Below are 22,027 nucleotides of genomic sequence, written 5' to 3' on the forward strand. Positions count from 1 at the left end.
TGCCTGGTGTGTAGTGCTTGGTGTCTGGTGTCAGCTCGTCGTGACGAACTCGGCGAGCGCCTGCGCCAGGTAGCCGGGGTCCCTGGCCCCGACGAGTTCCCGTGCGGAGTGCATGGACAGGCCGGGCACGCCCACATCGACCGTCGTCACGCCCAGGCGGGCCGCGGTGATCGGCCCGATCGAAGTACCGCAGGGCATGGCGTTGTTGGACACGAACCGCTGCAAGGGCACCCCGGCCCGCTCGCACGCGGCGGCGAACGCGGCGAGGCCGGTGCCGTCGGTGGCGTACCGCTGGTTGACGTTGACCTTCACCACGGGTCCGCCGTTGGGCAGCGGGTGGTTGTCCGGGTCGTGCCGCTCGCTGTAGTTGGGGTGGACCGCGTGGGACATGTCGGCCGAGACGCAGAGCGCGCCCGCGAGGGCCCGCGACCAGTCCTCGCCGCTGCCGCCGCGGGCGGCCACCGAGCGGTTCAGGACGCGTTCCAGGAGCGGGCTCTGAGCGCCGGTCTCGGAGCCGCTGCCGACCTCTTCGTGGTCGAAGGCGGCGAGCACCGGAACCCTGAACGACCCGGCGCGGGCGTCCTTCGACCAGGCCTCGGTCGCCGCCGTCAGCGCGGTGACCCCCGCGTGCACGGACACCAGGTTGTCCAGGCGCGACGACACCAGGAACTCGCGGTCCGCGCCCAGGTGTCCGGGTGCCTGGATGTCGTGCAGCATCAGGTCCCAGCCGAGGATCTCCGTGGGTTCCAGATCGGCCTCGTACGCGATCCGGCGCAGCAGCGCGCCCTGTTCCGGTCTGCCGAGGGACCAGATCGGCTGGGTCTGGCGCTGCCGGTCCAGGGCCATGGACTCGTTGACCGAGCGGTCGAGATGGATGGCCAACTGCGGTACGCGGAACAGCGGTTCGTCGACCTTGACGAGGGTGGAGGTGCCGTCGCGCAGCGTGAGACGCCCCGAGATGCCCAGGTCGCGGTCGAGCCAGGTGTTGAGCGGGACGCCTCCGTAGATCTCCACGGCGACCTGACGCCACCCCGCGGAACCCGTGTCGGGCCTCGGCTTGACGCGCAGGTTGGGCGAGTCGGTGTGCGCGCCGACGATCCGGAAGGGGGTGTGGGCGGGCGCACCCTCGGGGACGTACCAGGCGATGAGCGCACCGCCGCGGGCGACGAAGCAGCCGCCGCCGCGCCCCGTCCACTCCTCGGTCTCGCTCAACTCCGTGAAGCCCGCCTTCTCCAGGCGCCGCGCGGCCTGGGACACGGCGTGGTAGGGCGAGGAGCTGCCCTGGAGGAAGGCGAGCAGGTCCTCGGTGTGGCTGGGGTCGGTGGCCAGGGTCATTCGGCGTCCGCCTTCCGGGGCGTTGTGTGCGGGTCGAGCAGTGCGGCGACCGGGCGGTCGGGCCGCGCGCACAAGTCTCCGATCACCGAGACGTACTCGGCGAGCAGGTCTTCGGCCGATTCCCGATCCCAGAGATCGGCCGAATACTCGAGGAAGGTCCGGTAGCCGAGGCCCGGATCACGACGCGGCGCGAGACCGAAGACGAGTTCGGCCCGGGCGACCGGCGGGGCCACGTCCTCCACTTCGACGTCGAGCCCGGGGATCTCGATGTCGGAGTCGGCGTAGTTCTGGAAGGCGAGGCCGTTCGGCACCCGGTCAGGGACCTCGGTCGCCCCCGCGTCGCGCATCGCCTGGAGGATGCGGGCGGTGGGCAGCACGTTCGCCATGATGCCGAGGGCGCCCGCGCCGGTACGGGTGACCAGCTCGGCGACGGTCTCGGCCGGGTCGATCCGCACCCGGACCAGGACGGCCGTGGAGACCACCGACACGAGCGACTCGCAGTCCAGGTCCTCGCGGTTGGCGTACGGGACGCTGAGCAGGACGTCCCGCTCCCCGGAGAGCCGGGCGAGGTGGATGCCGAGTGCGGCGGCCGCCACCGCGAACGGCGTCACGTGCCGGTCGGCCGCCAACTTCTCCATGGCCGCGCGGAGTTCACCGGAGGCGGTACCGCGTGCCGTGCCGCCGTCGCCGCTCAGCCGCTCGGGCCTGGGGCGGTCGGTCGGGGTGTCGAGCCGGCACGGCACCCCCTCCAGATAGGCGGCGCAGTGTGCGGCCCGCCGGTCCTCGGCCGCCGGGTCCTTCGACTCCAGCTGACGGCGGGCGTAGTGCGTGACTTGGACGGGCGGCGCGTCGAGTGCGTGCGCGGTACCGGCCGCCGCGGCCGTGTACAGCTCGGCCAGCTCCGCCAGGAGCACGGAGTGGGCCCAGCCGTCGGCGCAGATGTGGTGCATGACGAACATCAGCACCCACTCGTCGCGCTCGACCCGCAGCAGCCTCAGCCGGGGCAGCGTCGGAACGGTGAGGTCGACGGGCGACGCGGCCATCGCCCGGCACACCTTGTCGACGCGGGCGGCACGTTTCCCGGGTTCGAGCCGCGTGAGGTCGTCGATCCGCAACCGCAGCGGCGGGGCGGCGACCACCTCCTGCCACCAGACTCCTTCGCCGTCCCCGGCCCCTGCCCCAGCCCCTGCCCCGGCCCCGTCTGCTGCCTCCCACACGAAGCGGGTACGCAACGAGTGGTGGCGCTCGATCAGTTCGGCGAGGGCCGAGCGCAGCGCGTCCGGGTCAAGGGCGCCCCGGAAGCGGATCCTGGTCGGCACATTCCAGACCTGCGCCTGGGGAACGACGTAATGGCCTGCGATCATCCGGTTCTGCTGGTCGCTCGCGGGGGCGCGGTCCACGACCTCGGCGCCAACGGAAGGGGCTGCGGACTCCTGTGGTCCGCCGTCAAGTTGACGTGCCATCGCGCCCAGGGTCGCGTCCGCGAAGAAGTCCGCGAGGCCGATGTCCACGTGCAGGGCATCGCGTACGCGGTTGACGAGCCTGATCGCCGCGATCGAATTGCCGCTGAGATCGAAGAAGTTGGAGTCGTCGGCCACGTCGTCGACGTCGAGGACCGACTTCCAGACGGTACGGAGCGTCTCCAGGACGGAGGGCGCCGACGGGACCGGGGCGGGGGCGTGGGCGTGCAAGGCCGGCCGCGCCACGTCCACAGGCTCCGGCGGCCGCACGGCGGTGTCCCGTACCAGTACCGCACCGCCCGACACCATGGCGCCCAGGATCCGGTCGAGGTCGCCCAGACAGTCCCGTACCGTCGCCGCGTCGAAGAGATCGGCGTCGTAGCGGATGCGCAGCCGCAGCCCCGAACCCGTGCGGACGGCCATCAGCCCCATCTCCAGCGGCGCCGATTCGGAGCCGCCGTCGACCGCTTCGGCGTACAGCCCCGGCAGCCGGATCCCGGAGAGCGGAGCGGTGTCCAGGTCCGCCGAGACGGTGATCAGCGGGCGCGGGTTGCCGGGGTCGGGGTTGACGGCGGCGAGGAGCGCGTCCTGGTCGACGTGTTGATGGGTGTCCGCCGCGAACAGCGCGTCCCGGGTGGCCCGTACAGCGTCGGTCAGCGGTGTCGACTCCGTCAGCGCGGCCCGCAGCGGAAGGAGCGCAACGTGGAATCCCACCGTGCCGACGGTCTCCGGAGTGCGCCGCCCGAAGGTCGAGCCCACGACGAACTCGTCCTGGCCCGAGCGCTCGCGCAGCACCAGCTGCCAGGCGGTGAGGAGCGTGGCGAAGAGCGTGACGCCCTGTCGGCCGCTCCACTCCTGCACGTCCGCCGTACGGACACCGTCGAGGCGGATCTCGGCGGCGGCCCCGCTGCCCGCCACCCGACGGCCGCGCGGGCGCCGGGTGGGCAGCGCGGGCACCGGCGGCAGCGGGTCGAGGTACCGGCGCCACCACTCCAGGTCGGCCGGGCCCCGGTCGGGTTCGGCGGCGCCGACCGTGCTGCCCGCGGGCGCCGCGAACCGCGCGGGGCGGCCCTCGACCGCGGCCTTGTAGAGCTCCTCCAGATCGGCCGCGAGGATGCCGGCCGAGTGGGCGTCCGTGATGATGTGGTGCAGCCCGAGTACGAGCACGTGGTCGTCGTCTGCGAGCGTCAGGAGCCGTGGGGTGAACAGCGGCCCCTCGGCAAGGTCGTACGGCCGCGTGCTCTCCTCCCGCAACACCGCCGCGACGGCCGCGACGGCCGCGTCGGCCTCCGGTGCCCGGGAATCGGTCAACCGGCCTCGGGCATCGGCGACTTGGAGCGGCACGCGCAGTCCGTGCCGTACGACCTGCAGTACGGTCTCGTCGCCACCGCCCGGGCGGAACACGGTCCGCAGGCCCGCGTGCCGCTCGACCAGCCCGTCGACCGCGGCGGCCAGCGCCTCCTCGTCCAGCGGTCCGCGCAGCCGTACCGCCTGGATCTCGTTGTACGCGGCCGGGTCGCCGATCAGCTGGGAGGCGAGCCAGATCCGGCGCTGGGCGTCGGTGGCGGGCGCGGAGACGTCGGCGCCGGGCTCCACATCCGCGCGGGCCGCCACGGGGCCCGCGTCCTGGTGGCGCCCGCGCAGCGCGTCGAGGTGTTCGAGCCCGGTACGCATCAGGTCGGCGGGCATGCCGAAGTCGACGAGCGCGGCGATCTCGTCGACGCCCGCCTCGTACAGCGCGTCCACCACGGGCGCGCAGGTCTCCGGCGTACCGATCAGGGCCCGCTCGTCGCAGTACCCGTCGTACGCCCGGCGGAAGAGGTACTCCAGGTCCTCCTCGCTCGCCGTGGCCACGTCCCGCGGATCGCCGCCCGGCGTGCCCGGGGTGCCCAGCGTGCTCGCCGCGGAACGCATCTGGAGCGAGGAGCGCAGATAGCGGGTCATCGGCTCCAGAGCCTGGGCACGCGCCGTCGCGTGGTCGTCGCCGAGGTAGGTGTGCAGGAGCACGGTCACCCGGCCGGTGTCGGGGTCGAGACCGTGCTGCTCACGGGCCTTGCGGTAGTGGCCTATGTTCTCGGCGAGTTCGGCGACCGTCTGGTTCATCAGGTTGGTGACGATGCCCAGACCGCGCCGAGCCGCCTCCTCGTACGACTCACGCCGTCCCGAGGTCGCGAGGAACATGGGCGGCATGTCCTGCACCGGGCGCGGGTGGATACGTACGGCGGTCTCCCCGCCGTCGCCCGTACGGCGGGGCAGCGTGCCGCCGCTCCACAACGTCCGTACGTCGTCGAGGTGGGCGAAGCCGATCTCCTTGCGGCGGGCGAAGCGGTCCGGGTGGAGGGCGAAGTCCTGCGCGTGCCAGCCGGTCGCGCAGCCGATGCCGACCCGGCCGCCGGAGAGGTTGTCGACGACCGACCACTCCTCGGCGATCCGGACGGGGTCGTGCAGCGGCAGTACGACGGAACCCGCGTTCAGCCGGATCCGGCTGGTCTCCCGGGCCAGCGCGGCGGCGAGCACGGACGGGTTGGGGAAGAGGCCGCCGAAGGAGTGGAAGTGCCGCTCCGGCACCCAGAGGGAACTGAATCCGCGCTCGTCGGCGAAGCGGGCCGTCTCGATGATGCGGTCGTAGGCGTCGGAGGGGCGAGGCGCGCTCGGTCGGCCGTCCGCGGCGCCGTCCGTGTCCGAATCCGGGTAGTCGCCGAAGAAGTACAGACCGAAGTCGGCGGCCGGACGGGGGCGCGTCGCCTTCGGCCGTGGCTGCGAATGCTGACGCAGGCTGGAGCTCGGGCCGGGATTCGGGCGGGTCGTGGGGAAGAAGCCGCCCTCGCGCAGGGCACGCAGGGAGTCCCGCACGGCGTCCGAGACCCGCTCGACGTCCGCGTCGGTGTGGGCCGTGGACAGATAGAAGCTGCGCCACTCCCACACGTGGATGCCCCGCAACAGCAGGTGCTGGTAGAGGAGTTCCATGTCGGCGCGGTGCCTGAACCGGAACATGGACCCGAAGTGGCGCAGTTCCAGAGGGAATTCCTCGTCCCTGAAGAACTCGTTCAGGCCTTCGGCCAGCATGTCGGTGCGGGCGTTGAGCCGTTCCTGGAGGGCGGGACCCTCGGCGGCGAGATGGGTGAGGACCGCCTTGGCCGCCGCCATGGACAGCGGGTGCTGCATGTACGTACCGCCGAAGAAGGTGGTCTCGGTCTCCGGGCGGCTGTCGTCGCCGTACCGCCAGAAGCCGCCGTCGACCCCGTCCAGGATGTCGGCGCGGCCCGCGATCGCGCCGATCGGGAAGCCGCTGCCGAGCGCCTTACCGTAGGTGGCGAGGTCCGGGACGACGCCGAAGTGGTGCTGGGCGCCGCGCGGATGGGGGCGCAGGCCGGTGAGCATCTCGTCGAAGAGGAGCACGATGCCGCGGCGCCGCGTGAGGTCGCGCAGTTCCCGCAGGAACGTGACGGGGCGCAGGGCGGGGTTGCGGCACTGGACCGGCTCGACGAGGACCGCCGCGATGGTGTCGCCGAGCGCGTCGACGGTGTCGAGGGCTTCCTGGCTGCCGTATTCGAGGACGATCACCTCGGAGACGGCGCTGAGCGGGATGCCGTGCGAGACGGGTACGGCGCGGACGCCGTCCGGCCCCGGGCGGCCGAGCACGGAGTCGATGTGGCCGTGGTACGAGCCGCGGAACATGACGATGCGGTCGCGTCCGGTGGCGGCGCGGGCGAGCCGGATGGCGGCGGAGTTGGCCTCGGTACCGGAGCCGGCGAACGCCACCCGCTCCATGCCCGTCAAGTCCGCCAGCAGCTGGGCGACTTCACCGGCCTCGACCGGCCGGGGGCCGAAGCGCAGGCCCTGGGCGAGATGCTCCCGTACGGCCTCGGTGACCACCTCCGGCTCATGGCCGAGCAGCAGGGCGCCGAAGCCCATGGTGATGTCGGTGTACTCGTTCCCGTCCACGTCGGTCAGGCGCGCGCCCCGGGCCGAGCGGGCCGCGAGGGGGTACAGCGTCTCCTTCGTCGAACGGCGGAACCCGACGACAGCCCGGCTGTCGGCGAGCACGGCACGCTGCCGCTGGGCCAACTCCTTGGACGTACGCGTCTGTTCGGCCAGCCTGCGCCCCAACTCGACGGCGTGCGCCCGCTGACCGGCGTCGGCGTCGACACGGTCGCCGACCATGCCCGAGCCTTCGGGGAGGGTTACGCGGGGGCCGTGGAGGGTGGGGGGTGCTACGGGGACGGCGGGAGGTGCGGAGACGGCGGGAGGTGCGGTCTCCGTCGGGGCCGGGGCCCGAGGGGGCGGCGAGGCCGGTCCGGGCAGGGGCTCTTCCGCCAAGTGCCGCTTGGCCGCCGCGAGTTGCGCCGTGAGCTTCCGGGAGAGTTCCGCCGCCCGGTCGGCCGCCGTCGCGCTCATCGGGCACGCTCGGCACTGAGCAGGGCTATCGCCTCGGAGAGCTGGGTCAGCATGGCCGCCTGCGTCTCGGCGAGCAGATCGATCTGCCGGCGCAGCTCGGCGACCTCGGAGCGGAGTACGTACTCCGGGGCTGCGGGCGCTGGGGCTGGGGGCGCCGGGGCTGCGGGCGCTGGGACTGCGGGCACCGGGGCGGTCGCCGGGCCTGCGGGCGCCGGGCCTGCGGATGCCGAGGCGGTCGCCGCCGGGGGCGCTGCGGCCGGCCCTGCGGCAGGCACGGCCGCTGGGGCAGGCACGACCGCTGGGGCAGGCACGGCCGCAGGCGGGAGCGCTGGCCCTGCGGCAAGGGCAGACGCTGAGGCAAGCCCAGGAGCAGGAGCCGGCGCAGGCGCAGGCGCAGGCGCCGGGGCCGGGGCAGGCGCCGGGGCCGGGGCCGGGGCAGGCGCCGGGGCAGGTGCAGGTGCAGGCGCCGGGGCAGGTGCAGGCGCCGGGGCAGGTGCAGGTGCGGGGGCTGAGGCAGGGGCGGCGGCAGGAGCGGTAGCTGAGGCAGCGGCGGCGGCAGGCGCAGCCGCGGGCCCCGTGCCGGCGTCGACCGGCCCAGCCTCCGGCCGCGAAGCCGCCCGCCCCGCCCGCCCCGCTCGCCCCGTCCGCCCCCCACGCGCGGCGATCAGACGGGCCGTGAGTTCCGGAGTGCCCGCCTCCTCAAGAATCTCCCGGACGGACGTCCGCACGCCGAACTCGTTCTCCAACTGCCGCAGCAACCCGATGAGTTGCAGCGAGTCCGCGCCGAGGCCGACGAACGTCTGCCCGGCGCCGAGTTCGTCGGCGCGGTAGCCGAGATGCCGGGCCGTGAGCTCCCGTACGCGTTCGAGTACTGCCTGTTCGGTCATGCCGTCCTCCACTGAACCTTCCCTTGCAGGTAATCGGTCCACTGCCGGACCGGGATGCGGTGGCGGGCCGGTCCAGTACGACCGGTGCTGGAACGGGTAAACGGGCAGCTGGATCCGGCGTCCCCCGCAGCCGTCCAGGAGCGCCGCCCAGTCGAGGTCCACCCCGGCACAGTGCAGACGGGCCGCCGCCGTCCACAGGCCGTCGATGTCCGCGCCACGGCCCTGCGTCGGCACGCAGAGGGTCTCCGGCACGGCACGACGGGCCATGCCGGTCAGCGGTGCACCCGGCCCCAGTTCGACCAGGGCAGCCATGGGCGCGAGCGTGCGCAGCACGGCATGGAAGTCCGCGGTGCGCCGCGCCTGCCGTACGAGGTAATCGGCGTCGGGCAGCCAGCCCACGGGATACGCCGTACCGTCCAGCCCGCTCACGAACTCCACCTGTACGGGCCGGAGTTCGGCCTTGCCCGCGGCGGCGCGCAGTTCGTCGAGCATCGGGTCGAGCAGCGCGGTGTGGAAGGCACGGTCGACGGGGAGCGGCTCGCCCGCCACGTCGCGCTCGGCCAGCCAGGCCCGGGCGGCCTGGACCGCGGCCGGCGGACCGGCGACGACGTGATGCGCGGGGCCGTTGGACACCGCCAGTTCGAGACACCCGTACCGCGTCTCGTCGATGTCCCCGAGCAACTGCCGTACCTGGTCCGGCGGGGCGAACACGGCCAGCATCGCGCCGGGTTCGGTGTCCTGCATGAGCCGGCCCCTGCGGCAGACGAGCCGCATGCCGTCCTCCGGCGACAGTGCTCCGGCGACGCACAGAGCCGCGTACTCCCCGACGCTGTGCCCGGCGACGGCCGACGGGCGCACACCGAACCCCTGCCAGAGCCGTGCCTGCGCCACTTGCAGGGCGAACAGCGCCGGCTGGGCGAAGTCGGTGTCCCACCGCTCCGGACCCTCGCCGCCGACGATCCGGTCGAGGAAGTCCGGCTCCCCGGTCTCCTCCTGATGGACGCGGGCGCACCGCTCCAGGACGTCGGCCACCACGGGGAAGCGGGCGGCGAGCACCGCGGCCATTCCGGGCCGGCCACCACCCTGTCCGCTGAATACGTAGGCGAGCGTGACGGGAGTCGGAGTCGGAGTCGGAATCGGAATCGTGGTCGTGGTCGGGGTCGGGGCCGGGGCCGGGGTGTCCACGGTTCCGGTGTGGTACGCGGCGGTGGGAGGCGCGGAGCCACCCGCGTCCGCCAGGAAGGCGTCGAGGCCACGGACGAGTCCTCCGACAAGGTTGTCGACAAGGTTGTCAGCCGGGTCATCGAGGGGCGTGGAGACGGCAGCCGGGGTGACGGCGGGTGCGGTTACAACCAGCCGGTGGCGCAGGTGGCGGCGCCCGAGCGCGGCCGTCGTGAGGAGGTCGGCCGGTGCCATGTCCGGGCGCCGCACGAGGGCGTCACGGAAGGAACGGGCGTACTCCTCCAGCGCCTTGGGGCTGTGCGCTGAGAGCGGCAGGAGTGCGGGCACGGGGGTGTCCACCGTCCGCCCCGGGGTGGCCGGGACAACCGGGGCCTCTTCCAGGATCACATGGGCATTGGTGCCGCCCATCCCGATGGAGTGCACGCCCGCCCGCCGGGGCCCGCCGCCCGCCAACGGCCACGGCATGGCACGCCTCGGCAGCGTGAACGGGCTTTCTTCGACCCCGAGTTGAGGGTTGGGCCGGGTCAGGTTCACCAGCGGCGGGACGACACCGTGCCGCAGCACCAGGACCGCCTTGACCAGCCCCGCGAGACCGGCCGCGCTGTCCAGGTGCCCGATGGCGGGCTTGGTGGACCCGAGCGCGCAGAAGCCCCTGCGGTCCGTGTGCCGCCGGAACGCCTCGCTGAGCGCGGCGAATTCGATCGGATCACCCTTGTACGTACCGGTGCCGTGCGCCTCCAGATAGCCGATCGTCTCGGCCCCGACACCCGCGCGGTCCAACGCGCCGAGCACGGCGTCGCGCTGGCCCGCGACCCCCGGAGCGGCGAAACCGGCCTTGTCCGCACCGTCGTTGGTGACCGCGGAGCCCAGGATGACGGCGTGCACGGTGTCACCGTCGGCGAGCGCGTTCGCGAGGGGCTTGAGGAGTACGGCGGCCACGCCGTTGCCGCCGACCGTGCCGTCCGCAGCGGCGTCGAAGGCCCGTACCGCACCGGACCTGGAGATCGTCGAGCCCTTCACATGGCGGTGCCCGGTGATCTGCGGCAGATGCAGGGCTGCCGATCCCACCACGATGAGGTCCGCGTCACCCGCGAGCAGCGCCTGACAGGCCAGGTGGACCGAGACGAGTCCGCTGGAACAGGCAGTCGCGACGTTCACCGCCGGTCCGTCGAGGCCGAGCCGGAACGCGGCCCGGTTGGCGGTGAAGTCCGGGTAGTTGCCGACCTGGATCTGCTTGACCGTGGTCCAGTCGTCGGCGCGGCTCGACTCGCCGATGTTGGAGGCCAGATAGCTGTGCAGCGAGTAGAGCCGATAGCCGACGCTGGCGTAGACCCCGATCCGCTCGCCCCCGGACCGGCCGCTTCCACCCCCGCCGCCGTAGCCACCGTCCTCCAGTACATGGTGAGCGCACTCCAGGAACAACCGCTGCTGGGGATCGGTCAGGGTGGCCTCCCGGCCGCTCATCCCGAAGAACCCGGCGTCGAAGCCGTCGACGCCGTGCAGCAGGGCGCTCGCTCCGGTGAAGTCCGGGTCCCGGTAGAGCTCCTCGGGCAGGCCCGCGGCGGCGAACTCGGCGTCCGTGAAGGGCCGTACGTGGGACACGCCGGACCGGATGTCGTGCCAGTACTCCTCGGGGGTGTCAGCCCCCGGAAACCTCAGCGCCATCCCGATGACCGCCACGCGCGGGTCCTTCACCGCTCTCCCCCTTCCCGTTCTTCCCCTCCCGTTCCCCGCTCCCCGGCACGGCTTCCTGCGCTTCCTGCGCATGCTCCGGTTCCGGCGCTTCCTGCGCCTGCGCCGCTCCGCGCCCCCGCAGCACCCGGGCCACGTACACCAGGGCGAGGACGATGGCGGCACCGTGCGCGACACCGACGACCGACAGCGGCGTGAAGACGTCGAGGGCCGCGGCGACCACGATCATGCCGACGCCGAACCCGAGGTTCTCCACCGTGGCGGAGAGCCCGAAGGCGTGGGTGCGCAGGGGGCTCGGCAGGGTCTGCAGATGCGAGGTGTACGACACTTCGGTCAGACCGTCGGCCGCGCCCGCCAGCAGCGCGACCAGCACCGTCGCGGCCCAGGGGAGCCCGGCGAAGGCCAGGATGAAGGTCCCCGACATGGCGATGGTGCCGAGCCCGAAGCCCAGGGCACCGACCGAGTGGCCCGTCCGTTTGGTGTATCTCTGCAGTACCTGCTGGACGAGGACGTTGCCGAGCGCCCAGACGCACCAGAAGACGCTGACGAACACGGCCGGGTTGTCGGCGTCGAGTTCGGTGGAGTACACGGGCAGCGCCGCGTTGTGCGAGGAGGAGCCGAGCGCGTCGATACCGCGCAGCGCCACCATCAGCCCGAGCACAGGAACCGCACCGAGCGCCACGAGCGCGGCGGGCACCCGCCGCCGACCGTCCCGGCGCCCCGGCCCGTCGACGCCCGCTGATTCTCGACTGCCCTGGCTGTCCTCTACGTCCTTGCCCCGGCTGTCCTTCTCCTCATTGCCGCGCGCCGGGCCCATGGGCATCGGGAGGAGCAGGACGGTCAGGGCACAGACGAGGAAGGTGGCCATGTCCACGAGGAAGGCCGCGGTGTAGCCGAGCAGCGACACCACCACGCCCGACGACGCGAACCCGGCCACCATCGCCATCGAACGCCCGCTGACCATCAGCGAGTTCGCCCAGGTGTGGCGCCCCTCGCCGACCATGTCCGGGATGGAGCTGCGCAGGGTGACCATGAACAGGGTGCCCGAGGCCCCGACCACCGCGGAGACGGCGAACAGCGTGCCCGTACGGAATCCGTCGGGGGCCAGCACCAGCAGGAGCAGCGCCGCCGCCTGGGCCACGTTGGCCCAGAACATGACGCCCTTCGCGGACCAGCGGGCCAGGACCGCGGCCGCTGCGAGCCCCGCGACGAACCCCGCGGCGAGTCGCACGGCCATGAACACACCGACGGCCAGCGCCCGGTCCGTGACCGCGTAGACGTACAGGCTGAGCGCCACGACGTTGAGGAAGGTGCCGTACGAGGAGATCGCGTAGCCGGTGACCAGGATCCGGTACCGGCGTTCCTGAAGCGCTGCCGTACCGGACGTCACGAACGAACCTGCGCCAGGACGTCCTCGTGTCGTACAGAGTCGGGCATGGCGGCATCCTTTGCGAACACATCGGCGAAGGGGCTCCGCGCACCATAGGCAAACTGACCCGCCGTTCGCAGGCAGAAGCCCGAACTCATGATTGTTATGCGGCAGTTGCGAGGCATGACGACTGATGCGTCGACGAAGGCCTGGTCGCGGGTGAGGGCTGCCGTGACCGAGGCGGAGGCGGACGCGGCGCCCTCGCTCGCGCCGATGCAAGCGAATTGCCGACGTGCCGGAACAGCAGCGATCAGTGGGTGACGGGCCGGTTCGAGCCACGGAAACGCCGACGAGCCGATCTGCGCGTCGGATCAGCGGCCCGAAGGACCTGACCTCTCTGGCCTCCATCAGAACGTGGCGTCCACGTCGAGAGACGGCCGAGGTCACGCCGGACGTCGTGAAGCGCACGTCGACGGACCGGACCCGATCCGGCTCACGTGAGCGGGCCGCCCGCGGGCCCGGCGCGTCTGCCCGTCATCCAGGCGGCGATCTGCGCCCGCGACGCCAGGCCGAGTTTGTCGAGAATGCGCCGTACGTGTCCCTCGGCGGTCCGGGTCGAGATGACGAGAGTCGCGGCGATCTCCTTGTTGGTGTTGCCCCGGGCGACGAGCTCGGCCACCTCCCATTCGCGCCTCGACAGCGCGGTGGCCGCCTCGTCGCCGTCGGCCGGGCGGTCGCCGTCCGTCGGGCGTCCCTCCAGGGCGATGCCGATCGCCTCTTCCAGGGGCAACCGGGCTCCGCGGGCGACCAGTTCGTCGAAGTGACGGTCGCCCAGGACCCCCCGTACGTCCTCCGAGCACCGGGTCCGCAACAGGTCGAGGGCAGGAAGCGCGAAGACGCGGTGGGACCGGGCCGCGCCGAGCATGAGGGCCGCGTCGGCGTCGCGGCCGTTCAGGGCCAGGATCGGCGCCCCGACCTGGAGCCACCAGGTCATCCCGAAGTGGTCCTCCAGGCGCCGTGCCAGGGCCGTGCCGGCGGTGAACGCGGCGAGTGCGCCCGCCGCGTCCCGGTCGTGGAGGCGGGCGTGGGCCAGGGCCCAGTGGACCGCCGAGGTACCCCAGTTGTCGCCCTGCCCGCCGAACGTCCGGGTGAACTCGTCGGTGTAGCACAGCCCTTGGGCCGTGTCTCCGCTCCAGATGCAGGCCAGGGCCAGGTGCCACAGGGTCTTCGACGTACCCATCAGGTCGCCCGAGGCACGGAACTCCTCCAGCGCCTTCTCGAACAGCGCCCGCGCGCCGACGAGATCACCGCGCTGGGTGGCGAACACACCGCCGGCGAAGTCCAGATGGCCCGCGAGAGCGGGCTGCTCCTGCCGTTGCTCGGCGACGAGTTGAGCTTCCAGCGACGTCGCCGCCGCACCGTCGCGGTCGTTGATCGCCAGGTCGGCCGCCACGGCCAGTGCCCGCGCCCGCTCGGGCGAGGGCTCCGAACTCGCCCCGAGCCCGCGCTCCAGCCAGGCACGGCCCTCCCCGACATGGCCGGTGATGAGCCAGTAGTACCAGAGCGACGAGGCCAGCCGGAGGGCCCGGCTCGGGTCGCGTCCGTCGGTCAGGCAGAAGGCGAGCGCGCTCTGGATGTTGGCGTGGTTGCCCCGGATCCTGGCCGCCCAGCTGTCCGTCCTGGGCGTGAGCAGTCCCGGCGTGGCGTCCTCGGCGAGCCGGAGGCACCACTCCGCGTGCCGCTCGCCGAGCCGGAGCCACTCCTCGGGCTGTACGAGGTGGCCGCGGGCGTGGTCGCGCAGCAGGCGGGGCAGGCGGTACCAGGTGCCTCCCGGGTGCTCGTCCCGGGTGAGCACCGACTTGTCGACGAGCCCGGCGACCAGGTCGAACACCGAGTCCTCGGCGACGGGTCCGCCGGCGCAGACCTGCTCGACGGCGCCGAGTTCGAAGCGGCCGGTGAACACCGCGAGCCGGGCCCACAGTGCCTGCTCCTCGGGAGAGCAGAGGGAGTGGCTGGAGGCGACCAGGGCGTACAGCGTCCGCTGGCGTTCGGGGGCGCCGCGCTTGCCGGTGACCAGCAGCCGTTCCGCGTCGTCCAGCCGTTCGGCGAGCTGCTCCTCGGACAGGGTGTCCAGGCGGTCGGCCGCGAACTCGATGGCCATCGGCAGGCCCTCCAGCCGGTGGCAGATCCGCGCCACCCACTCGGCGTTGGCCTCCGTCAGCGCGAAATCGGGGCGGATCGCCGCGGCCCGGTCGGCGAACAGCGCGACCGCGTCGCAGCGTGCCAGTGCCGCCGGCCGGAGGTCGTCGGCGTCGAGATCGGGCACCGGCAGGGGCCGGACGGGCAGGACGGCCTCGCCGGTGATGCGCAACGGTCGTCTGCTGGTGCTGAGGACACGCACGCCCGGTGCCTCGGCCAGCAGGCGGCTCACCAGGGCCGCGCAGGACTCGGCGACCCGTTCGCAGCCGTCGAGCAGGAGCAGCGCACGGAGGGGGCGGAGGTGTTCGACCAGTCTCTCCTCGACGGGCGCTCCGTCGTCGCGCAGGCCCAGGCCCCCGAGCACCGTGGCGGGCACCAACGCGCCGTCCGCGACGTCGTCGAGTTCGACGAACCACACGCCGTCGGGGAAGGCTCGTCCCACCTCGGCGGCGGCCCGCCGCGCGAGCCTGCTCTTGCCGACGCCTCCGGTACCGGTCAGGGTCACGGCGGGATGGCTCTCCAGTGACCGCCTCACCTGTCTGAGTTCGGCACCGCGGCCGACGAAGCTGGTCAGCTCGGACGGCACATTGCCACGTCGCAACCGGCCCACGTGCCGACCCTAAGTCGATCCGGGACCCTGGACAAGGCTCGGGACGGCCATGATCCGCCGTCCGTACCTGCGGGAATCCACTGGCCACGGGTGCCCGAGCACGTAGCGGAACGCGTATTTCCCCGCTTGGGCACGTACCGCGCGCCGGGCGACGATCGGTGCGCCGTACGTGGAGAAGCCGCCGGAGCCGCCCGGAGCGTACGGCTCACCCGCCACACGGCCGTTCCCCGGCCGTCGGCCAGAGTGAGGGAAACGATATGAACAGCGTTGTTCTTCGTGGGACCGACACCAGTGCGCGCGACCGGACGGTCAGCGCCCTCCACTCCGAGCTGGGCGACGACACCGTCCTCACCGCGTCGGGCCTCACCGTCGCGTCGGGAAACGCCGACGAGGTCCGGGCCGTCGTACGCATCGCGGGCGAACACCGCGTCGCACTGTCCTGGGCCGTCGGCGCGCGGCCGGACCACTCCGCCCGCCCGGCCGTGCGCCGACGCCCCCGCGTCACCGTCGACCTGCGGCGGATGAACCGGGTGCTGGAGATCGACGCGGTCCGTCGCCGCGCCGTGGTGGAACCGGGCGCGCGCTGGTCCGACGTGTACGAGGCACTCGGGCGGGCGGGTGACGGCCTCTGGGTCCCGGTGCCCGACCTGGGCTGGGACGGCGTCGTCGGCGACGGCCTCTTGCCCGGGGCCGGATACTCGCCCGGCCGGGAACACCTGCGCGGCCTGTGCGGGACGGAGTCGGTCGGGCTCGACGGCAGGCTGCTGCGCACCGGACCGGGCGCCCTGGCGTACGGCACGCGGGGCATCCCCACCCGCCTCACCTGGCGGCTGCCGCGCCGCCCCGAGGTCTACACCGAGTGCTGGGCCGGATTCACCGGCCCGCAGGCGCTCGGCCGGGTCCTCGACGCACTGCGGGATCCGCGGCTGCACCGGGCGCTGGACGGCCCGGTGATCATGACCCGTGGTTTCGACTTCGACGAGAACGGCGTGGGCGGCGTGGATCCGGACGGCGACGGCTGGGTGGCCCGCTTCCGGATGTGCGGTCGCGCGAGCGCCGTGGACGCCGGGTACGCGACGGCCGTGGACGTCCTGCGACGAGCCGCGGGCGTACGACCGGCCAGGCGGACCTTCCGCGGCGACGACGTCCCGGAGGCCGCCCGCCACGACGAGCGCCTGCGGGGCGCCGTTCCCGACATGGACCTGATCGACCCGGCCGTGCTGCCACACGGCGAGGGCACCGCCCACGTCGACTTCACGCCCGTCGGTCCCGTGTCCGGTGCCGCTGTGGCGCGTGCGGTCGAGGTGGCCCGCTCGCGGTGCGCACGGCACGAGCGGAACTCCGTGAGCACGGTGGTGCTCAGGCCGGGCAGCACGCACCAGATCACGACCGTCTTCTTCAACCCGCGTGACCCGCGCCAGGTCCGCTCCGTCCACGGCTGCTACGCCGGTCTGGTCACGGACCTGGCGGGGTGGGGTCACACCCCGTACCGCACCAACCTGCGTCCGGTGCCCCGGCCCGCTCGCTGATCAGGCGGTCGGGGTGAGGAGCGAGGGCGTCTCCAGCGGCTGGCTGACCATCAGCTGGCGGACCTGGAGTTCCGGGTCGGCCGCCGCTCGGCGCAGTCCGGTGAGGGCGCCCTCCAGCATGGTCTCGTCCCGGCAGCCGAAGACGAGCTGCTTGAGGGCGCTGGCCAGGGGCGACGCGTACTCCTGGAACGCCCGGCGGCGGTCCTCGGCGTAGCGGTCGAGCACCTCGGCGCCGCTCTCACCGCGCACCACCGCGGCCAGGGCCTCCGACAGCACGAAGGAGTCGAACAGGCCGGAGGTGAGCCCGAGTCCACCGGTCGGGTTGGTCACATGGGCCGCGTCGCCCGCCAGCACGACCCGCCCGCTCCGGAAGGCGGAGGCCGCGCGCTGGTGCATCTTGTACGGGGAGTACTGGACGAGTTCGTAGCGCTGATCGCCTGGCAGGGTGGCGGCGAAATACGCGGGGATGCGCTCGTGCACGCTCTCTACGGGCAGGGCGGCGTCCTCGGAGTAGGTGCAGCGCCACAGACCCTTGCCGTCGATCTTCGCGATGACGGCGCCGTACTCCGGGTCGAAGACCATGTTGGCGTCGGCGTAGCCGTGCTGGTCGTAGGGGAAGCGGATGTTCGTGGCGACGAACCGCTCGGGCCAGGTAGTGCCCTCGAAGTCCAGCCCGAGCAGTTCGCGCACCCGGCTTCCGGCGCCGTCCGCGCCCACCACCCAGCCCGCCCGCAGACGCATAAGGACGCCGTCCGCCTCGGCGGTGACCGTGACGCCGTCGGCGTCCTGCTCGATGCCGGTCACGGCGGTGCCGAAGCGCACCTCGGTGCCGGGCAGCCGGAGCAGGTGCCGCAGGGCGATGTCCGCCATGCGGTCCTGGCCCAGGTTGACGTTGTACGGGTACGGCACGTGCCCTTCGAGTACGTCGTGGTCGAAGGCGATGCGTTCGCCGGTGCGGCGGACCAGGAACTGCACGGTGGTGGTCCTGACGCCGGCCTTGAGCGCGTCGTCGAGCAGGCCGAGCCGGTCGAGGCCGCCGAGGACCCCGCCGTAGTAGACGATGGCGCGGGGGGAGGTCGCCAGGGCGGGCTCCCGTTCCAGCACCAGGACCTCGACGCCGGCCCGGGCGAGTCCGAGCGCGGTGATCAGCCCGACGGGGCCCGCGCCGACGACGACTACCTTGTTGTTGTCCATTCGTCCGTCTCCTTCTAGTCCTACGGTTCGGCAGTGCCCTTAAGGAGCGCGGGGCCGCATCGATATGCGGCTACCGCCGCGTGGGCGCGACCAGCCACGACGGCGCCGCAGCCGAACGACGGCACATCGCCGTGTCTCCAGCGGAGCGCTTAGTCCTTCTGGCTCCGGACCAGCGCCGGGGTTTCGATCCGCTTGCTGAACAGGAAGCGCTCCAGCAGGAGTTGCTCGTCCTTGGCCATGCGGCGCAGCCGGTCGAGGTCCTGTGCCAGGCGGGCCGGGTCCTCGGAGTGGTAGATAAGGCGCTTGTTCTCGCCTGCGGCCGGTGAGGCGACGTCGAGGAAGACGCGGCGGCGTTCCTCCGCGTAGCGGTCGAGTACGTCGTCTTCGGCGCGTCCCTGGACGACGGCGGCGAGGGCGTCGTAGAGGACGAACGTGTCGAACAGGCCGGAGGTGAGGCCGAGTCCGCCGGCCGGGTTGGTCGCGTGGGCGGCGTCCCCGGCGAGCAGGACGCGTCCGGCGCGGAAGCGGGTGGCGGCGCGCTGGTGCATGCGGTACGGCGAGTACTGGACGAGTTCGTAGCCCTCGGCGCCCGGCAGGATACGCTCGAAGACGGCCGGCATCCGGTCCTGGACCTCCTCCTCGGGGAGGTCCAGGGGTTCGCAGTAGGTGCACCGCCACAGGCCGGTCTCGTCGATCTTGGCGATGATCGCGCCGTCGCGCGCGTCGATCTGGAGGGTGGAGCGGCCGTAACCGTGGGCCTCGAAGTCGTAGCGGATGTTGGTGGCCACGAACCGTTCCGGCCAGGTCATGCCCTCGAAGTCCAGGCCGAGCAGCCCGCGAACCGCGCTGCGGGCGCCGTCCGCTCCGATCACCCAGCCGGCCCTGAACTCGGCGGGCCCGTCCGGGGTTTCGGCGGTGACGGTGACGCCGTCGTCGTCCTGGGCGAGTCCGGTGACGCGGGTGCCGAAGCTGACGGTGGCGCCGAGTCGGCGGAGGTGTTCCAACGCGATCTCGGCGAGGCGGTGCTGTCCCAGGTGCAGGTTGTAGGGGTGGCGGACGCGGCCCTCAAGTACGCCCATCCCCATACTGATTCGCTCTCCGGTGGCGAGGACCAGGTAGGTGTAGTCCTGCTTGGTGAATCCGGCCCGGACGGCCTCGTCGAGGATGCCGAGGCGTTCGATGCCTTCCAGGACGGACCAGTGGTAGACCACGGCCCGGGGTGACTGCACGATCGCGGGCTCGCTCTCCAGCAGCGTCACCGAGACGCCCGCCCGGGCCAGGCCCAGGGCGTTGAGCACGCCGACCGGGCCTGCTCCCACGACGACCACGTCGGTCTGTTTCATCGGTGATCCCTTCCTCCGGCGCGTCCTTGCACCGTCCACGCGACCCTTCAAAGCGTTCAGTGAACGCCCTGATGTTCGCTGAGCGTACAACTCCGCCTCGTTCGCGTCCATAGCCAAACGTTCGCTGACCGCACAAATGCGGGAAGGGGGCCCTTTCAGCCAGTAGGCTGCGGCCATGGCGAACACGGAGACCCCTGCCGACGGACCCGCACCGGGTGAGCGGCTGGAGCAGCTGGAACGCGCGATGGCCGTGCTGGAGACCTTCGGCCACGAGCGCCCCGCCCTGACCCTGAGCGAGGTCGCACAGCTCACCGGCATCGCGCGCGCGAGCGCCCGGCGCATCCTGCTGACCCTCAAGGCACTGGGCTACGTCAAGGCCAGTGGCCGGACGTTCTCCCTGACGCCGAAGGTGCTGAACCTCGGCTGGAACTACTTCGCCTCGCTGGGCACCGACGAGATCACCCGGGAACTCATGGCCGACCTGGTGCGGGAGATCGACGAGTCCTGCTCGATGGTCACGCTGGACCTGCCGGACATCGTGTACGTGGCGCGGGTGCACACCCGGCGGGTCATGACCGTCGGCGGCGGCATCGGCGCCCGGCTGCCGGCCCACGCCACCGCCTCCGGCCGGGTCCTGCTCGCCGCCCTCGACGACGAGGAACTCGACGCCTATCTCGCCGGGGAGCCGCTGCGGGCCCACACGCCGGGCACGCTCGTGGACCCGGACGAGTTCCTCGCGGAACTGGAGGCAGTGCGGGAACGCGGATGGGCCCTGGTCGACCAGGAGTTGGAGACCGGACTGGTCGCGGTCGCGGTGCCGGTCACCGGCCGGGCCGGCCGCACCACGGCCGCGCTGAGCGTGTCGTCGAACTCCGCCCGCACCACCGTCGACGACCTGCGCGAGCGCTGTCTGCCGCCCCTGCGCAAGACGGCGGAGGCCGTCTCCACCGCCCTGGCCCACGGCGAGACGCGGGGCACCCTCGCCTGAGGCGCCCCGCGCGATCACAACTCCCTAACTCCCTATCCCAGTACGGCCGTCAGCGCCTCGGACAGCAGCCGGTGCGCCTCCTCCGGGGAGGCGGGCGCGGCGGTGTGCCGGTAGGCGACGTACAGGTCCGGGCGGACCAGCAGGACCCCGCCGTCGGAGATCCCGGCCAGCTCCGACCAGGTGCCGTACGGGTCCTCGTACTCCTCACCGGGACCGATCGACAGCGGACGCAGGGTCAGTCCGCGGTCCGCCGAGAGGGCGGCGGCGGCCTTGAGCCAGGGCTCGCCCCCGATGCCGGTGACGACGCTGAACTCGCCCTTCCCGCCCAGGTCGAGGGTGGACACCTTCCGTCCCCGCCGCGTCACCCAGGTGTGCGGCAGCTTGGCGCCCGGCCTGGTCGTGGGCTGCGCGTACAGCTGCGGGTCGCGGGCGAACTCCTCCGGGCCCGAGCCGTCGGGGACGACCGCTCCGGAGGCGTAGCGCTGGTTGTGCTCGACGCCGTGCGCGTTGAACTCGAACGACTTGTACGCGATGGCCTCGCGCAGCGCCCGCCGGATCCGCTCGCCCCGCTCCCCCGGCTCCTTGCGCGCCGTGAGGTGCTCGTCGAGTACCGACGCGTCGGAGGTGTCGGTCAGCTCCAGCGCCTCAACGATGCGGCCGGTGTCGGCGATGGACTGGTTGGCGCGCTCCACTATCTGCCGTGCGATCGGGGCGCGTTCGGCGTCGTAGCTGTCGAGCAGGGACGCGTTCGCGGTGCCGCGTATGACGTGGGCCAGCTTCCAGCACAGGTTGTAGGAGTCCTGGACGGAGGTGTTGGAGCCGAGGCCGTTCGTCGGCGGGTGGCGGTGGATCGCGTCGCCCGCGCAGAACACCCGGCCCTTGGCGATGGTCGTGGCGAAGTGGTGGTTGACGGTCCAGGGCGAGGACGACTTGACCTTCATCTCGAAGTCGTCGGATCCCACGAGCTGTACGGCGAGTTCGCGGATGAACTCCTCGGTCAGCTCGGGCGGGCCCACGGCGGGGTCGTAGCCCCACATGAGCATCCATTCGTGCCACGGCTTGACCATGCGCAGCACGCCGAGGCCGACACCCTGCTTGTCCGCGCCCGGCTGGAGCATCCAGTAGAGGACCGACGGGCGGTGCGCGACGAAGCGCGACAGGTCGGCCTCGAAGATGATGCCGAGGGCTCCCGAGACCGGGCCCGGGCCCTCGAAGGGCAGGCCCAGGTGGTCCGCGACCGTGCTGCGGGCACCGTCGGCACCGATCAGATAGCGCGAGCGGACGGTGTACTCCTGGCCGGACAGCCGGTCCCGCACCCGGCTGGTGACACCGTCGGCATCCTGCTCATGGGAGAGGTACTCGCTGTCGAACCGTATCTTCGCGCCGCGCTTCTGCGCCTCCTGGACCAGGATCGGCTCCACGATGGTCTGCGGGGCGTCGACCATCGAACAGGGGCTCTGCAGCACGTAGTCGGCGTGCCGGTCGGGCGCGGTGCCCCAGGACGGGACCCGGCCCAGCTCCTCCCCGGCCAGGCTGGTGCAGAAGGTCGTGTTGCTCATCAGCTCCCAGGGCGTGGCCTCGCTCATCAGGCGCTCCTCCACCCCCACGTCCCGCAGCGCCTCCATGGTCCGCTGGTTGGTGATGTGGGCCCGCGGAGTGTCCGCGGGCGCGCCGTACTTGGTGATCAGCCGGACGCGTATGCCGTACGTCGCCAGGAACAGCGCGGCGGAGGCGCCGGCCGGTCCCGAGCCGACGACGAGGACGTCGGTGTCGTAGCCGCTTTCCGGGCCGGTGGCCGTCTCGCTGCCGGTTTCGGTGTCGGTTTCCGTGCTCAACTCTGG

The 22,027-nt window shown here is 72.5% G+C and carries 10 protein-coding genes; 2 read left to right on the forward strand and 8 right to left on the reverse strand.

Annotation, left to right across the window (positions count from 1 at the left end):
- Positions 1 to 30: 30 nt before the first annotated feature.
- The 5 genes from ACIBEI_RS24290 to ACIBEI_RS24310 all read right to left on the reverse strand — a co-directional run bounded on the left by ACIBEI_RS24290 (position 31) and on the right by ACIBEI_RS24310 (position 15,132).
- Positions 31 to 1,335 carry a M18 family aminopeptidase gene (locus ACIBEI_RS24290; RefSeq protein WP_398892131.1) on the reverse strand — a complete coding sequence of 435 codons (1,305 nt, stop codon included), beginning with the start codon at positions 1,333 to 1,335 and terminating at the stop codon, positions 31 to 33.
- Positions 1,332 to 7,193 (reverse strand): MupA/Atu3671 family FMN-dependent luciferase-like monooxygenase, encoded by a 5,862-nt coding sequence (locus tag ACIBEI_RS24295; protein ID WP_398892133.1) that lies wholly within the window; start codon positions 7,191 to 7,193, stop codon positions 1,332 to 1,334. Before ACIBEI_RS24295 ends, ACIBEI_RS24290 begins: the two co-directional genes overlap by 4 nt.
- A complete protein-coding gene (locus tag ACIBEI_RS24300) occupies positions 7,190 to 10,957 on the reverse strand; it encodes a type I polyketide synthase (RefSeq protein WP_398892135.1) in 3,768 nt (1,255 codons plus the stop codon). Before ACIBEI_RS24300 ends, ACIBEI_RS24295 begins: the two co-directional genes overlap by 4 nt.
- A complete protein-coding gene (locus tag ACIBEI_RS24305) occupies positions 10,902 to 12,344 on the reverse strand; it encodes an MFS transporter (RefSeq protein ID WP_398892137.1) in 1,443 nt (480 codons plus the stop codon). The genes ACIBEI_RS24300 and ACIBEI_RS24305 overlap by 56 nt, the downstream gene beginning before the upstream one ends.
- 472 nt (positions 12,345 to 12,816) lie before the next feature.
- Entirely contained in the window at positions 12,817 to 15,132 is a 2,316-nt protein-coding gene (locus tag ACIBEI_RS24310) for an ATP-binding protein (RefSeq protein WP_398892139.1), read from the reverse strand.
- A 257-nt stretch (positions 15,133 to 15,389) separates the two neighbouring features.
- Between ACIBEI_RS24310 and ACIBEI_RS24315 the strand changes: the two genes are divergently transcribed.
- Positions 15,390 to 16,661: an FAD-binding oxidoreductase gene (locus tag ACIBEI_RS24315; protein WP_398892141.1), complete on the forward strand. Its 1,272-nt coding sequence runs from the start codon at positions 15,390 to 15,392 to the stop codon at positions 16,659 to 16,661.
- Here ACIBEI_RS24315 and ACIBEI_RS24320 read toward each other — a convergent pair whose 3' ends face one another.
- Positions 16,662 to 17,855 (reverse strand): FAD-dependent oxidoreductase, encoded by a 1,194-nt coding sequence (locus ACIBEI_RS24320; RefSeq protein WP_398892143.1) that lies wholly within the window; start codon positions 17,853 to 17,855, stop codon positions 16,662 to 16,664.
- A 149-nt stretch (positions 17,856 to 18,004) separates the two neighbouring features.
- Positions 18,005 to 19,198, reverse strand: coding sequence for an FAD-dependent oxidoreductase (locus tag ACIBEI_RS24325; protein WP_398892145.1), 1,194 nt, complete (start codon positions 19,196 to 19,198; stop codon positions 18,005 to 18,007).
- Between the two features lie 175 nt (positions 19,199 to 19,373).
- Here ACIBEI_RS24325 and ACIBEI_RS24330 point away from each other — a divergent pair, with 175 nt between their 5' ends.
- Positions 19,374 to 20,186, forward strand: coding sequence for an IclR family transcriptional regulator C-terminal domain-containing protein (locus ACIBEI_RS24330; protein ID WP_398892147.1), 813 nt, complete (start codon positions 19,374 to 19,376; stop codon positions 20,184 to 20,186).
- A 32-nt stretch (positions 20,187 to 20,218) separates the two neighbouring features.
- Here ACIBEI_RS24330 and ACIBEI_RS24335 read toward each other — a convergent pair whose 3' ends face one another.
- Positions 20,219 to 22,021: an FAD-dependent oxidoreductase gene (locus ACIBEI_RS24335; RefSeq protein ID WP_398892149.1), complete on the reverse strand. Its 1,803-nt coding sequence runs from the start codon at positions 22,019 to 22,021 to the stop codon at positions 20,219 to 20,221.
- Positions 22,022 to 22,027: the final 6 nt, after the last annotated feature.

Origin of the sequence: Streptomyces sp. NPDC050988 (assembly GCF_044456225.1) — a bacterium.
Classification (GTDB): domain Bacteria; phylum Actinomycetota; class Actinomycetes; order Streptomycetales; family Streptomycetaceae; genus Streptomyces.